Here is a 14,492-nt window from a genome sequence, read left to right as displayed (position 1 = left end):
GGCTCCTTGTTCAAGCTTCGGCGAAACGTTGCAGCTGCATTTCCTGTAAACGGCTGAGGGTGCGGCGGAACGGAAACTCCAGATAACCCTCGGTGTACAACGATTCCATGGGCACCTGCGCTTCGAGGCACAGCGGCACCTTGCGGTCGTAGCACTCGTCCACCAAGGCGATGAAACGCCGTACGCCGTCGTCATGCACCGACAATTGCGGCAACTCGCGATCGCCCGCCACCACCCGTTCGACGCCGTCTTCAGTGCCTCGTGCGATGCGCCCTTCGCGCTTTTGCGCGCTGAGGTTGGGCACGTCACTCAACAGAATAGCGCTGAAGGTGTCGCACAGGACGATGAAATCCATGGCGGCAAAAGGCTGTTCGCAGAGGTCGGCGTAACGAGTCCAGAGTACGGTTTGACTGGCCTGCACGACATCGAGTGAGCGGTAGCCCACCTTGATCGGGTCACTGGACACCGACTGGCCGACGGTCAATGCCTTGAACACTTCACCCAGAGCGCTGGGCTGCCCGGGCGCGGCCACCCAGTAACGTTGCAAACCTTTGCCTGGGTGCAGGCGATGATCTTCGCCGCCATCCACCGCAATCACCTGCATATGTTTCTTGATGGCTTCGATGGCGGGCACGAACCGGTCGCGGTTGAAGCCATCGGCGTACAGCTGATCCGGTGGTTGATTAGAGGTGCAAACCACCACCACGCCCTGCTCAAACATCACCTGAAACAAACGCCCGAGAATGATGGCGTCGCCAATGTCGTTGACGAACAGTTCGTCGAAGCACAGGACCCGCACTTCCTCGCTCAATTCGCGAGCCAGCGCCTTCAACGGGTCGGCGGTGCCGGTCAGCTGAAACGAACGCTGATGGACCCAGCCCATAAAGTGGTGGAAATGTTGGCGACGGGCCGGGACCTTCAGGCTTTGGTAAAACTGGTCCATCAACCAGGTTTTGCCGCGCCCGACCGGCCCCCAGAGGTACACGCCAGTGATCGGCGTGCGCCCTTCATGCAGCGCTTCGTAGCATTTCTGCAGCGCCCACACGGCATGTTCCTGGGCTTCGTCCTGGACGAAGCCCTTCTGTTCGATGGCGTGTTGCCAGGCGCTTAAGGGGGAGTCGACATTCATGCGCGGCAGTATGCCATGCGTCATGGTTAGAGCGAGATGTCTAGCCGGGCAATCTTGCCCTGTTCATTCAGGCGAAACATGTAGCGCAATTCCAGCGGGCTGCCGGGAAACGTTCCGGAGATCAGGTTATGCACCAACACTTTGCCGGTGCGCAGTTGCACGTCGAGCACTTCAACCCGTGGCTGGTAACGCTGGGCAGTGTCTTGCATCCATTGCGCGATGGCGTGAGTACCGACCTGGTGCTGGCCTTCATCGAACACATTGGCATCCTCAGCGAAAAAACTGGCGACCCGCGAGGTGTCGCGGGCATTGGCGGCAGCAATGTAGGCGGCGATAGCGGGTGCCAGTGAAGAGGCGGGATTGGACATGGTTACGGCTCCTTGTTTGTTGATTCTGGAGCCATGCTAAAACAAGCCTGTGTCAGTTCTTGTCAGGAGTGAAGCGCCCTGCTTCATCCAGTTGCATCTGTTTGCGCCAGGTGCGCAACAGGTCGCTGCGCCGCCCCGGATAACGCTCGCCCTGCTCGCTGGCAGCCGAGATCCGGTCAGTGCGAAAGGTGCGATAGGCGCTGCGCAATTCACACCAGGCGACGATGATTCGCACCTCGTTCAGAAACCCCAGGGCCAGCGGCCAGATCAGCCGCTGACTCGGCACCTGGTTGGCGTCCGCGTAATCGATGTGCAGCTTGACCTGATCGCGGATGGCCTGGCGAAACACATTCAGTGGCACGGCGTTGGGCGCGAAGCCATAACCGGGCGGCCCCGGCAACACCGTCGGGTTGCGTAACGCGTCCAGTGCTTCAGGCGCCAACACCGCCGCAATCTTGGCCAGCGCATCCGCCGCCGCCTTGCTCAACACCTCATCCCCGCGCTGATCCACATAGCGCAACCCGAGCACGATGGCTTCGGTTTCATCGGCGTTGAGCATCAACGGCGGCAGAAACAAACCGCTGCGCAGTACATAGCCGACCCCCGCTTCGCCGTAGATTGGCGCGCCAAGGGCGGTGAGTTCGGCGATGTCGCGGTACAGCGTGCGTTCGGAAATCTCCAATTCGCCGGCAAGCGTCGCCGCGGTCACCGGACGACTTTTGCCGCGCAGCACTTGCAACAAGGTCAGTAAACGAGTGGTACGCGACACGATCGGCAGGCTCTGTCCGTAAAAGTTGTCGGAGCTTAGCAGAGGACCCTGTCAGAAAGTGGCAGTAGCGTTATGGCCGGTGGTCGGCCCTTTTCTTGCGAATGGAAAAGTACCTTGACGCTCAATATTACCGACATCATATTAAATACATGTCGCTAGACATTTATATTCGCCCCCAACGTCTTTTCCTTCAGGAGTCATCCCATGCATTACAAAGTCTTCGGCCGCAAAACCGGCTTGCGGGTCTCGGAACTGGCGCTGGGCGCCGGTAACTTCGGCACCGGTTGGGGCCATGGTGCCGAACGCGACGAAGCCAAACGCATCTTTGATGGCTACCTGGAGGCCGGCGGCAATTTCATCGACACCGCCAACGGCTACCAGGCGGGCCAGTCGGAAACCATGCTCGGCGAGTTCATCGCAGCGGAACGGGATCGCCTGGTCATCGCCACCAAATACACCCTGGGGACCACGCCGGCTGCGGGCATTTCCCACACGGGCAACAACCGCAAGAACATGGTTCGCGCCGTGGAAGAAAGCCTGAAACGACTCAACACCGACCACATCGACCTGTTCTGGGCCCACATGAGCGATGGCGTGACGCCGATGGAAGAAATCCTGCGTGGTTTTGACGATTTGGTGCGCGCCGGCAAGATTCATTACGCCGGGCTTTCGAACTTCCCGGCGTGGCGCATCGCTCGGGCCGATTTGCTGGCCGAGATTCGCGGGTTCTCTCCGATTGCTGCGATTCAGGTGGAATACAGCCTCGCCGAACGCACGGCCGAACGTGAACAGCTGCCGATGGCCGAAGCCTTGGGCCTGGCCGCTACGTTATGGTCACCGTTGGGTGGCGGGTTCCTCACCGGCAAGTACCGCACCAACGATGGCGACAACCGCGCCGCCAAACTTGGCATGCTGATTCACGCCGAGAAAAGCGCCCGTGAAACCGCCCTGCTCGACACCTTGCTGGCCGTCGCCGCAGAACTGGGCGCCAGCCCGACGCACGTGGCCATTGCCTGGCTGCGGGAAAAAGCCAAGCGTTCGACCACGGCGCTGATTCCGATTCTCGGCTCGCGCACCCGTGAACAACTGGATGCGAGCTTGGGTGCTTTGGATGTGCAATTGAGTGGGGATCAACTGTCGCGGCTTGATGGGGTCAGTGGTGTGGAGATGGGCGTGCCCCATGAATCCATTGCCGGGTCGATGGCGCGATTCACCGGGGCTGAAACCCTGGATCTGCCGATCATCCCCGTCGCCTGACACAGATCGAGTGTGGGAGCGGGCTTGCTCGCGAAAGCGGTGTATCATTTGACATTGATGTTGGCTGACACGGCGCCTTCGCGAGCAAGCCCGCTCCCACAGTTTTGACCGTGTGTTACCGGTCGACTTTGTGTTTAGCCGCATAGAGGCACAGCATTTCCATCGCCAACGTCGCCGCTGCCAGCGAGGTAATGTCCGCACTGTCGTAGGCCGGCGCCACTTCCACGACGTCCATCCCCACCAGATTAATCCCGCGCAAGCCGCCGAGAATTTCCAGCGCCTGCACCGTGCTCAAGCCACCGCACACCGGTGTTCCGGTGCCTGGAGCGAAGGCCGGATCGAGGCAGTCGATGTCGAAAGTCAGGTACACCGAGTGATCACCGACCCGTGCCCGAATGGCCTCGACAATCTCATCAACACCACGTCGATGCACTTGTCGCGCATCCAGCACCTGGAAACCCTGGTGATCGTCATTGGTGGTGCGCAAGCCGATCTGCACCGAACGCGACGGATCCACCAAACCTTCCTTGGCCGCGTGCCAGAACATCGTGCCGTGATCGACGCGCTTGCCGTCTTCGTCCGGCCAGGTGTCGCTGTGGGCGTCGAAGTGGATCAACGACAGCGGACCATGTTTACGCGCATGAGCCTTGAGCAGCGGATACGTGATGAAGTGATCCCCGCCGAAGGTCAGCATCGCGCTACCGGCATTGAGTATGTGTTCGGCATGGGCTTCGATGCTTTCCGGCACCGACTGCGGTGTGCCGTAATCGAAGTCGCAATCGCCGAAGTCGATGACCGCCAGATGGTCGAACGGGTCGAAGGCCCATGGCCAATGGCGTTCCCAGGCAATCCCGGTGGATGCGGCACGAATGCCCCGTGGTCCGAAACGCGCACCGGGGCGGTTGCTGGTGGCGGTGTCGAACGGGACACCGCTGACCGCTACGTCGACGCCGCGCAAGTCGCGACTGTAGCGTCGACGCATGAAACTGGTGATACCGGCGTAGGTACTTTCGGCGGCAGTGCCGTAGAGGCTGTCGCGGGTCATGGCCTGATCGTTTTGCATCGGGACGTCCATCTCGGGTTCCTTATTATTGGCGGCTACGGAAAGTGGTCCACAAGCGCGTGCGTTGACGCAGGTCCTTGAGGCTCATGCTGCGGTCGGCGTACAACCGGCTACGCACATCAGCCAGCGGGTAGATGTCCGGGTCGGTACGCACCGCCTCATCCACCAGCGGTGTTGCGGCCTGGTTGGCCGTCGCGAAGAACAGTTCGTTAGTCAGTGCCGCGACGGATTCCGGGCGCAACATGAACTCGATAAAGGCGCGAGCCGCTTCGGGGTGAGGCGCGTCCTTGGGGATCGCCAAATTGTCCTGCCAGACCAGCGTGCCCTCTTTCGGAATCCGGTACGCCACGTCAAACGGCTTGTTGGCCTTGCGCGCCTGATCGGCGGCCATGCTGGCATCGCCGTTGTAGGTCAACGCCAGGCATACGCTGCCGTTGGCCAGATCGCTGATCTGCCGACCGGTCGCGACGTACAGCACATGGGGTTGCAGCTGATGCAACAGCGCCTCGGCGGCTGACAGATCAGCCTTGTCAGTGCTGTAGGGATTTTTGCCCAGGTAATGCAGCGCCAGGCCGATCACTTCCTGAGGCGAATCAAGAATGGCGATGCCGCAATCTTTCAGTTTGCTGGCGTACTCAGGCTTGAACAGCAGGTCCAGGCTGTTGAGCGGCACGTCTGGCAAGCGCTGTTTTACCGCTTCCACATTCATCCCCAATCCCAGGGTGCCCCACGTGTAGGGCACGCCATAACGGTTACCGGGGTCGACGGCGGCGAGTTTTTCCAGCAAATCAGGATCGAGGTTGGCGTAACCCTTGAGGCCTTCGTGGGGAATCTCTTTCAACGCACCGGCTGCCAGTCCGCGGGCCAGCACGCTGGAAGACGGCACGACCACGTCATAACCGCTGCCACCAGTGAGCAATTTGGTTTCGAGCACTTCCGAAGAATCGAAGGTGTCGTAGCGCACGTGGATACCGGTTTCCTGCTCGAAACGCTGCAAGGTTTCAGGCGCTACGTAATCGGACCAACTGTAGAGATTCAGGACTTTTTCCTCGGCCTGGGCCGATACGGCCATGGCGAGGAACAGTGCGGGTAAACACAGCTTGAACATGGGAGCCATGACGAAACACCTGACCAGATGAAGTGGATGCAGAATGCGTCGTCGGATACATTGGAAAAATACCAAGTTAGTTATCCTGACTTTATCCCGGAGTAATGTTTGATGCTCGGCCAACTCCACGATCTCGATCTGCAACTGCTGCGCCTGTTCGTCAACGTGGTGGAGTGCGGCGGCTTCAGCGCGGCTCAGGGCGAGCTGGGCCTGAGCCAGTCGAGCATCAGCCAGCAAATGGCCAAACTGGAAACCCGACTCGGCTATCGCCTGTGCAGTCGTGGCAAGGGTGGTTTCAAGATCACGCCCAAGGGCGAGCAACTGCTGAGTGCGACTCGCAGCCTGTTCGAGTCCATCGAAGCCTTCCGCCACCAATCCAATGGTGTGGCCGGGCGTTTGATCGGCGAGGTTCGTCTGGGGCTGTCCGAAGCACTCGATCAATCCGTGCTGCAACGGGTGGCCGATGCGATCCGGCGCTTTCGTGAACGGGACGAATCGGTCCGCATCGAATTGATCAGCGCCATGCCCGGCGAAATGGAACGCTTGCTGCTGCAACAACGACTGGACCTGGCGATCGGCTATTTCTCACAAGTGCAAAGCGCTTTTGACTACCGCGAACTGTTTACCGAAACCCAGCACCTGTATTGCGCCGCCGGCCATCCGTTGTTCACCAATGATGCGCCTGACGATCAAGCGCTACAGGCTTGCGATCGGGTCGATCACCCTTACCGCTTCCTGCGCAGCGACGAACCCTTCCAGGGGAAGATGTGTTCGGCGCGCTCGGAGCAGGTTGAAGGCACCCTCGCCTTCATTCTTTCCGGTAAGCATGTCGGTTATTTGCCCAGCCACTTTGCCCGCAGCTGGGAAGACAAAGGATTGCTGCGCGCCGTGCGTCGAGAGGACATGAGTTTCGACGTGGCATTCCACCTGGCCCGGCATCGCGCGCAAGTGCCGGGGGATGCGCAGAAAGCCTTTGAAGAGGATTTGCTCGCCGCATTCGCCTGAAAATCAAAAGATCGTCCGAACGCGGCCCGAACCTTCGGTGTAGTGGTTCAGTTTTTTTGAACCGCTCTGTAGGAGCATTAAGCCGCTTGCTGCTCAAACAGCGCAGGCGGCAGGTGGTTCGAAGCGGAATGGCAACGGCGATGGTTGTAATGTGAGATGAAGCCCATCACATCCTTCTCCGCTTCGAAATGATTTTGGTAGCCGTTTTCTGGCATCCAATCGTGCTTCAACGTCCTGAAATAGCGCTCGACCACCGCGTTATCCCAGCAGTTTCCTCGACGACTCATGCTCTGAACGATCCGGTTTTCTGCCAGACATGCAACAAATCGATCAGCGGTATATTGGCAGCCCTGGTCTGAGTGAAATAGCAACTCAGGCATCGGACGGCGTAACGCCACTGCCAGCTTAAGTGCCTTCATAGACAGCTCAGTATCAGCGGTTCGCGAGCAAGCCCACCCCACGATCCTGCGTGAAAACAGGTCCATCACCACGGCCAGATACAACCAGCCGTTCCCCACTCTGATGTAAGTGATATCGCCTGCCCAAAGCGTGTCAGGCCGGGCCGGATTGAAACGACGATCAAGTATGTTCGGTGCAGCGACTGCCGGCTTCGTCGCACGGCGATAATGGGCGTAACGAGGCCTACGCCGGTGCAAACCGAAGGTCTTGATCAAGGTGCGCATTCGATAGCGGCCAATGAAAATGCCTTCTTTTCTTAATTCTTTGGATAGCCCGCGAGTACCTAATGCTTCGCGATGCTCCCTATGCAACGCGCGGAGTTTGCGCCCCAGCCATCGCTGCGCAGGTAGCAGCAGCTCGGGTTTGCGCTTCACGTAATAGCTGCTGCGGGCCAGACCGAACACGGAGCACATACGCCTAATCGACATCGCGCCTCTAACGCCATCAATCACTTGGTTCGACCAAACAGAACCTTTAGATGAGAGGGCAATTGCTTTTTTAGCACTTGGTTCTCAGCTTCGAGTAGCGCCAATTTCGCCTGAAGCGACTCGATCAGTTCCTGATCCTGCAGTCGAGGAGGTTGCACCATCCCTTCCTGCTCTCGCCGCCAACGCAAAACCCAGCGGCGCAAGGCTGTAGGGCCAACACCGGTAGCTTCACAGGCTTTAGGTATGGAGTAATCCATCTCCACAACCAAACGGATCGCCTCCGCTTTTTCCTCAGATGTAACAACCCGATATCCCATGATGATTCCTAAAGTCGACGCTCCTACATCATGGTCCAAAAATATTCGACCACTACACGGCAGCTCCTACAGGGGATCGCGTTCCAAATGTAGGAGCTGTCGAGTGAAACGAGGCTGCGATCTTTTGATCTTTTGCCGGTTTCTGGCATCCTGCGCCTCCATTTTTTGACCTGGCCCTGGCGCATTCCTCGTGACCTCATCCGAACACGCAAAACCCCGGCCCCGCTCCGACCTGATTTACGGCCTCGACGACCGTCCGCATCTGACCGCCACCGTCTTCGCCGCCCTGCAACACGTACTCGCGAGTTTCGTCGGCATCATCACCCCGACGCTGATCATGGGTGGCGCCCTCGGCCTGCAAAGCGAAGTGCCGTACCTGATCAGCATGGCGCTGTTCGTCTCGGGGCTGGGCACGTTTGTTCAGGCACGACGTTTCGGCCCGATCGGTTCCGGCCTGCTGTGTTTGCAAGGCACCAGCTTCTCATTCATCAGCGTGATTCTCAGTGCCGGTTTCATGGTCAAGGCCCGGGGTGGCGGCACCGATGAGATTCTGTCGACGATCTTTGGTGTGTGCTTTTTCGCCGCCTTCATCGAAGTGGTATTGAGCCAGTTCATCGGCAAATTGCGGATGCTGATCACCCCGGTGGTGACCGGCACGATCATCACGCTGATGGGCCTGTCACTGATCAAAGTCGCCATGACCGACATCGCCGGCGGTTTCGGTGCGGCGGACCTCGGCGCGGCCAGTCACCTGGCCCTGGCGGCCTTGGTGCTCGGAACGATTGTGGTGCTGAACCGGGCCGATGTGCCGTTCCTGCGCCTCGGCGCAATCGTCATCGGCCTGACCCTCGGCTATGTCGTGGCCTGGTTGATGGGTGACGTCAACTTCGCCAGCCTGCCCGACGTACCGCTGATGAGCGTACCGGTGCCGTTCAAGTACGGTTTTAACTTCGATTGGGTGGCGTTTGTACCAGTGGCGGTGATTTTCCTGGTGTCGCCGCTGGAAGCCGCCGGTGACTTGACCGCCAACTCGATGATTTCCCGGCAGCCCGTCAAAGGCCCGATCTACCTCCGCCGGATCAAGTCAGGCCTGCTCGCCGACGGCCTGAACTCGGCCATGGCCGCCGTGTTCAACAGCATGCCGATGGTGACCTTCGCCCAGAACAACGGCGTGATTCAGCTCACCGGCGTGGCCAGCCGCTACGTGGCGTTCTTCATTGCCGGTCTGTTGGTGGTGCTGGGGTTGTTCCCGATGATCGGCGCGGTGCTGCAACTGATGCCCAAACCGGTACTCGGTGGTGCTGAACTGGTGATGTTCGGCACCGTCGCTGTCGCCGGGATCAAGATCCTAGCCGAAGCCGGCCTGCATCGACGCAACATGCTGATCGTTTCGATTTCGCTCGGCATGGGTCTGGGTGTCGCGGCGGTTCCGGAAGTGCTGCGCGAGTTGCCGAAGGCGCTGCACAACATCTTCGAATCGCCGATCACCGTCGGCGCATTGTGCGCAATCGTGCTGAATATCTTCCTGCCTGAAGAATTCATTGAGCTGGAAGAGGACGACTTCGATCCGGAAGCCTCGATCCTGCAAGTCATGGAAAATCCGCCGGCCACTGAAACCGCCGCCAGCCTGAACCGCTGATGGGACCGTGCTACATTCGTTGCGACTCCGCTTGGTAGAAGGTTGACCGCACGTTGAACAAGAAAACCGGCATCCGGGCCGCCCAGGCCCATCAAACCCGAACCCGGATTCTCGAAGCGGCCGTGAAGGTGTTCACCCGCGACGGCTACTCCGGGGGGCGGGTGGAAAGCATTTCCCGCGAAGCCGATTCCAACGACCGCATGCTCTATTACTACTTCGGCAGCAAAGAGCAGTTGTTCATCTGCGTGCTGGAACACACCTATGAGCAATTCAATAAAGCCGAAAGCCAGCTCAAGCTGGACCTGAGCACACCGCTGTTGGCCCTGCAGGATCTGGTGGCGTTCGTCTGGAACTACTACGTCGAACACCCGGAATTCGTCGCCATCCTCAGTAACGAAAACCTGCATAACGGCAAGCACGCCCAACAATCCAGCGAGTTGCGCCGGTTGTCGGGAGAAGCGGTCGGCGTATTGCGACCAATCATTGAGGCGGGTCAGGTTCAGGGTTTGTTTCGTCAGGACCTGGACATCAAGCATGTGTATCTGATGATCGCCTCGCTTTGTTATTTCTATAACTCCAATCGGCATACGCTCAGTTCCTTCCTTGGGGAGGATCTGGCGGACAAGGGGCAGCGGGAGGATTGGTTGGGGTTTATCAAGGATCTGGTGCTTCGGGGGGTGATGAAGTTGCCCGACGAGCATCTGGGGTGACTGGGCCGGCCTCATCGCGAGCAAGCTCGCTCCCACAAAGGTTGCGCTGAACCTGGAGCGAGGTTTGCCCGCGATACTTTTAATGGCTCCCTGGATTAGCCCGCAGATGTGCAACCTTCTGTTCCAACCCTTCCCAACCCGGCGCATTTGAAGCAAACCGATTACGCAAAAACGCCGCCAGTTCCGCCACCTGCGTATTGGACAGGCTGTCCTTGAAACCTGGCATGTAGCCCAGGTCCTTGGTGGCCGGTGCATCGATGCCTTGCAGGATGACCTTGATCAGGTTGTCCGGTTGATCGCTGTGCACATTGGTATTGCTCGCCAGAGACGGACTCACACCAAACAGTTTCGGCCCCAGGCCATCAGCGTGACAGGCCTTGCACGAACCTTCGAACACCCGCTGACCGTTGCTCAATGACAGGCTGGCCACCGGGCGCGTGACCCTCTCCACCACTTGCGCTTCAGCCGGCGCGTCGTTGAGTGACGCCAGGTACACCGCCATCGCCCGGATATCCGTCTTGGGCAATTTCGCCAGTTCACTGACCACCGGCCCCATGGGCCCGGTCGCCACGCCATGGGCGTCGGAATAGCCGGTGCTGAGATAGTCGAACAGCTGATTCTCCGTCCACGGCGTTGGCGCTTTCGACAAACCGTTCAGCGCCGGCGCTTCCCAGCCATCGACCGTGCCGCCAGCCAGGAACGATGCACCGCCCTTCTCCGCGCCCATCAGGTTACGTGGCGAATGACAGGCGGCGCAGTGGCCCAGACCGTTGACCAGGTAGGCGCCGCGATTCCATTGCTCGCTACGTTCTGGCTGCACGCTGATCTCGCCCCGGCGCAAAAACAGCGAATTCCACCCGGCCATCAACGGCCGCAGATTGAATGGAAAACGCATATTGTTGGCTGTCGCGGGTTGGCTGACCGGCGCTTGTGACATCAGGTACGCATACAGCGCCTGCATGTCGGCATCGTTGATATTGCGAAACGCGGTGTAGGGAAACGCCGGGTACAGATTGCGCCCGTCGCGGCCGATGCCGTCGCGCATCGCACGCTCGAACGCCGGGTACGACCAGTTGCCGATGCCGGTCTTCACATCCGGCGTGATGTTGCTGCTGTAGAGCGTGCCAAACGGCGTCTGCATCGCCAGGCCTCCGGCATTGGTCGCGCCACCCGGCGCGGTATGGCAAACCGCGCAATCGCCGACCGCCGCCAGCAACCGGCCGCGCTCAAGGGTTGCTGCCGACCAGGTGCCGGCACTTGGCGGGGCAATCGGCGCGATTTCACCGTGATACGGCCACGCGGTGGCGGCCATACCGAGTACCGCGCCGAACGCCGCAAACAGCGAACCGAACAGCCACTTCGAGCGTTTGGCCGGCGACTTCGGTGGCTCGTCACAAGTGCCGGCATTCAACGCCGCCAGCACCCGTTCCGGGGTAATCGGCAGTTCGCGAAAACGAATCCCGGTGGCGTCATAAATGGCGTTGGCAATCGCCGCCGCACTCGGCACCGAGGCGGACTCACCGGCGCCCATCGGCGGCTGGTCCTGACGCGGCATCATCAAGACGTCGATCTGCGGCACTTCAGGGAAGGTCAGGATTGGATAACCGCCCCACTCCTTGCTGGCGACGGTGGACTCCTCGAAAGTCACCCGCTCCTTGAGCACCCGACTGGTGGATTGAATGACGTTGCCGTGGATCTGATGCTGTACGCCCGCCGGGTTGATCATCATCCCCGAGTCATGACCGATCACCACCCGCGTGACGGACACATCACCGGTCTGGCGATCCACCGCCACGTCCGCTACCCATGCGGCCCACGCCGCACCGAATCCGGGGAATTTGCTGTGGATGTAGCGCGCGTAGGCAAAGCCGCGACCGCGCAGGAACTGATCGTCGTTCGGGGTTTGCATCGGCGCGGTGCGCGGGGTCCAGGCGGCGCGCTCGGCGGTGGATTTCACCAGGTCGATGGCGCGCTCATCGCGCAGATAACGCAGTCGGTACTCCACCGGATCGACGCCCGCCGCGAACGCCAGTTCATCGATGTACGACTCGTGGGCGAAGGTATTGGGCAGCGCCGACACCCCGCGCATCCATGAAGCCCGGACAATCGGCGCCATGTCATTGATGGTCACGCGCAGGTGTTCGAAGTCATAAGGAGGGATCGACGTGCGATCGCCCATCTCGAACATCGCCGCCACCGGCTCTACCCGTCCGGTCAACAGCAAAGCCAGAGTCGGCGCGCCGTTGGACGGGTAGCTGGTCTGGAAATCGTAAGCAGCCACACTGCCATCGGCGTTCAAACCGCCGTCGACGTCCATCAGTTGTGCGGTGCCCTTGGGTTCCCACAGATGCTCCTGCTCGCGGGTCAATTGCACCCGCACCGGTTTGCCCACGGCGCGGGACAACAGCAAGGCATCGGCGCAGACATCGTCGGCACAGTTACGCCCATAACAGCCCGACGCTTCCATGCGAACAATCTCGATCGATTCTTCTGCGCACTCCAGCAACCAGGCGAGATCCGCTCGCAGCAAATGCGGATTCTGGCTTCCGGACCACACACGACTGCCCGACGACTGATAGTCCGCCAACCCGCAAGACGGGCCGATAGAGCCATGCATCTGATACGGCCACAGATACGTGCGCGGCATACGCTGATGGGCCCCGGCCAAGGCGTCATCGACGTTGCCCTGATCGAGAACGACGCGCTGTACTCGCGGGTTATCGCGGATGGCCTGCTCGACATTACTCATGTCCGGCAATTTATGGTTCCAGGCTTTCCATGTGATTTTCAACGCCTGGGCGGCCTTGATCGCCTGTTCTTCGCGCAGCGCCACCACCCCGACGAAATCACGAATCACCACCACCGCCACGATCCCGGAAATATGCGCGATGGAGGACTCATCGACCTCCAGCAGGCTGTTGCCGACGAATTCGCCGCAATCGAGCCCGGCATAGGGCGGGCGAATCACCCGGCCGTGGAGCATGTCCGGCAGCCGCATGTCGTGCACGTAAGTCAGTTCGCCAGTGGCCTTGGCCGGAATATCCACCCGCGCGGCGCCCTTGCCGACCAGCCGATAATCTTCGGCAGGTTTGTGTGGCGCGGTGCCTGAGAGGCGCAGTTCAACATGATCACCGCGCACCAGATCGGCGTAGGACGTGGTGCGTCCGTCCGCTGCGACTATCACCCCGGCCTCGACCTTCAGACTGCCCGCCTCCACCGACCAGCGTTCTGCCGCCCGCTCCAGCAGAAAACGCCGGGCCTCCGCAGCCGCATTGCGCAATGGGATCGCGGAAATCTGCAGAGTGGCGCTGGCGATGGTCGCGCCCTGATTGGGCACACGTTCGGTGTCGCCCAGCACCATGCACACCTGATCGAGTTGCAGGTCCAGTTCTTCGGCGACGATCTGCGCCAGCGAAGTGCGGATACCGGTGCCGAGGTCAACATGCCCGTTGAAGGCATACACCCGTGCGTCATCGCTGATGGCGATGAACAGCCCCAGTTCCTTGGGTTTGATCAGCGGCGTACCGCCTTTGGCCACCGGGCCTGATGGCGGCAGGATGTCGTCGACGATCAGCAGAACGCCGGTCTTGGCCAGCCATTGGTCGCGGGTGGGGATTGCGTCAGTCATGGTCATCGATCCACGTTCAAGGCGTTTGACGGGCGGCTCGCAGCACCGCGCGGAGGATTTCGATATGGGTGCCGCATCGGCAAAGATTGGCCGAGAGTTCGTTGCGGATCTGGGTTTCGCTGGGGTGCGGGATGCGGTCGAGCAAGGCCTTGGCGGTCATGATCATGCCGTTGAGGCAGTAGCCGCATTGCGCCGCCTGCTCATCGATAAAGGCTTGTTGCACCGGGTGCGGATCGGCGCGGTTGCCGAGCCCTTCGAGGGTGACGATCTGCCGGTCGACCGCGCCAGCCAGCGGAAACACGCAAGAGCGCGCCGCCACGCCGTCGATGATCACCGTGCACGCGCCGCACTCGCCCAGGCCGCAACCGTACTTGGGGCCGTTGAGTTGCAGGTCATTGCGCAGGATCAGCAATAACGGCGTATCCGCCATCGCGGTGACGGTGCTGGTGTGGCCGTTGACCTCAAGCGCTACCGTGATTTCCTGGCTTGTCATTCGCTTCGCCCGCTTCAGTTGATGAAGTATCCGCTACACCAAAAGATCGAAGAAAAGGTCGCGGGCCAGAATCAGTTTGTGGCGTCGCGACACACTCGAGTGGTGAAGTGGTTACTACA

The 14,492-nt window shown here is 60.2% G+C and carries 13 protein-coding genes; 4 read left to right on the top strand and 9 right to left on the bottom strand.

What is annotated here, in order from left to right; all coding sequences use genetic code 11:
• Positions 1 to 10: 10 nt before the first annotated feature.
• From zapE to ACSQ87_RS15680, 3 genes are read right to left on the bottom strand one after another with little or no spacing between them, the layout of a single operon-like run.
• Complete coding sequence (gene zapE, locus ACSQ87_RS15690; RefSeq protein ID WP_223432796.1) at positions 11 to 1,129, bottom strand: cell division protein ZapE; 1,119 nt, start codon at positions 1,127 to 1,129, stop codon at positions 11 to 13.
• Positions 1,130 to 1,155: 26 nt separating this feature from the next.
• A complete protein-coding gene (locus ACSQ87_RS15685; protein WP_008069241.1) occupies positions 1,156 to 1,497 on the bottom strand; it encodes a nuclear transport factor 2 family protein in 342 nt (113 codons plus the stop codon).
• A gap of 52 nt (positions 1,498 to 1,549) precedes the next feature.
• Positions 1,550 to 2,266, bottom strand: coding sequence for a helix-turn-helix transcriptional regulator (locus tag ACSQ87_RS15680; RefSeq protein ID WP_223432797.1), 717 nt, complete (start codon positions 2,264 to 2,266; stop codon positions 1,550 to 1,552).
• 204 nt (positions 2,267 to 2,470) lie between these two features.
• Between ACSQ87_RS15680 and ACSQ87_RS15675 the strand changes: the two genes are divergently transcribed.
• A complete protein-coding gene (locus ACSQ87_RS15675) occupies positions 2,471 to 3,523 on the top strand; it encodes an aldo/keto reductase (RefSeq protein WP_223432798.1) in 1,053 nt (350 codons plus the stop codon).
• A 115-nt stretch (positions 3,524 to 3,638) separates the two neighbouring features.
• Here the strand turns inward: ACSQ87_RS15675 and speB are convergent, their stop codons facing one another.
• Positions 3,639 to 4,598, bottom strand: a complete 960-nt coding sequence (gene speB, locus ACSQ87_RS15670) for an agmatinase (protein WP_223432799.1) — start codon at positions 4,596 to 4,598, stop codon at positions 3,639 to 3,641.
• 13 nt (positions 4,599 to 4,611) lie between these two features.
• Positions 4,612 to 5,703: a polyamine ABC transporter substrate-binding protein gene (locus tag ACSQ87_RS15665; RefSeq protein WP_223432800.1), complete on the bottom strand. Its 1,092-nt coding sequence runs from the start codon at positions 5,701 to 5,703 to the stop codon at positions 4,612 to 4,614.
• A gap of 102 nt (positions 5,704 to 5,805) precedes the next feature.
• Between ACSQ87_RS15665 and ACSQ87_RS15660 the strand changes: the two genes are divergently transcribed.
• The gene (locus ACSQ87_RS15660) at positions 5,806 to 6,699 is read left to right on the top strand and encodes a LysR family transcriptional regulator (protein WP_223432801.1); all 894 of its coding nucleotides are present in this window, start codon (positions 5,806 to 5,808) and stop codon (positions 6,697 to 6,699) included.
• 77 nt (positions 6,700 to 6,776) lie between these two features.
• Here the strand turns inward: ACSQ87_RS15660 and ACSQ87_RS15655 are convergent, their stop codons facing one another.
• Both ACSQ87_RS15655 and ACSQ87_RS15650 read right to left on the bottom strand, forming a co-directional pair.
• Positions 6,777 to 7,562, bottom strand: coding sequence for an IS3 family transposase (locus ACSQ87_RS15655; protein ID WP_317851638.1), 786 nt, complete (start codon positions 7,560 to 7,562; stop codon positions 6,777 to 6,779).
• A 44-nt stretch (positions 7,563 to 7,606) separates the two neighbouring features.
• Positions 7,607 to 7,903 (bottom strand): transposase, encoded by a 297-nt coding sequence (locus tag ACSQ87_RS15650; RefSeq protein WP_150701667.1) that lies wholly within the window; start codon positions 7,901 to 7,903, stop codon positions 7,607 to 7,609.
• Between the two features lie 190 nt (positions 7,904 to 8,093).
• Here ACSQ87_RS15650 and ACSQ87_RS15645 point away from each other — a divergent pair, with 190 nt between their 5' ends.
• Both ACSQ87_RS15645 and ACSQ87_RS15640 read left to right on the top strand, forming a co-directional pair.
• Entirely contained in the window at positions 8,094 to 9,542 is a 1,449-nt protein-coding gene (locus ACSQ87_RS15645; RefSeq protein ID WP_223433393.1) for a nucleobase:cation symporter-2 family protein, read from the top strand.
• A gap of 53 nt (positions 9,543 to 9,595) precedes the next feature.
• Positions 9,596 to 10,252: a TetR/AcrR family transcriptional regulator gene (locus ACSQ87_RS15640; RefSeq protein WP_223433394.1), complete on the top strand. Its 657-nt coding sequence runs from the start codon at positions 9,596 to 9,598 to the stop codon at positions 10,250 to 10,252.
• A gap of 79 nt (positions 10,253 to 10,331) precedes the next feature.
• Here ACSQ87_RS15640 and ACSQ87_RS15635 read toward each other — a convergent pair whose 3' ends face one another.
• Positions 10,332 to 13,880: a molybdopterin cofactor-binding domain-containing protein gene (locus ACSQ87_RS15635; RefSeq protein ID WP_223433395.1), complete on the bottom strand. Its 3,549-nt coding sequence runs from the start codon at positions 13,878 to 13,880 to the stop codon at positions 10,332 to 10,334.
• A gap of 16 nt (positions 13,881 to 13,896) precedes the next feature.
• Positions 13,897 to 14,373, bottom strand: coding sequence for a (2Fe-2S)-binding protein (locus tag ACSQ87_RS15630; protein ID WP_056739967.1), 477 nt, complete (start codon positions 14,371 to 14,373; stop codon positions 13,897 to 13,899).
• Positions 14,374 to 14,492 lie beyond the last annotated feature (119 nt).

It is taken from the genome of Pseudomonas sp. LjRoot277 (assembly GCF_964253845.1).
GTDB lineage: Bacteria > Pseudomonadota > Gammaproteobacteria > Pseudomonadales > Pseudomonadaceae > Aquipseudomonas.
This window is presented reverse-complemented; position numbering and strand designations above follow the sequence as displayed.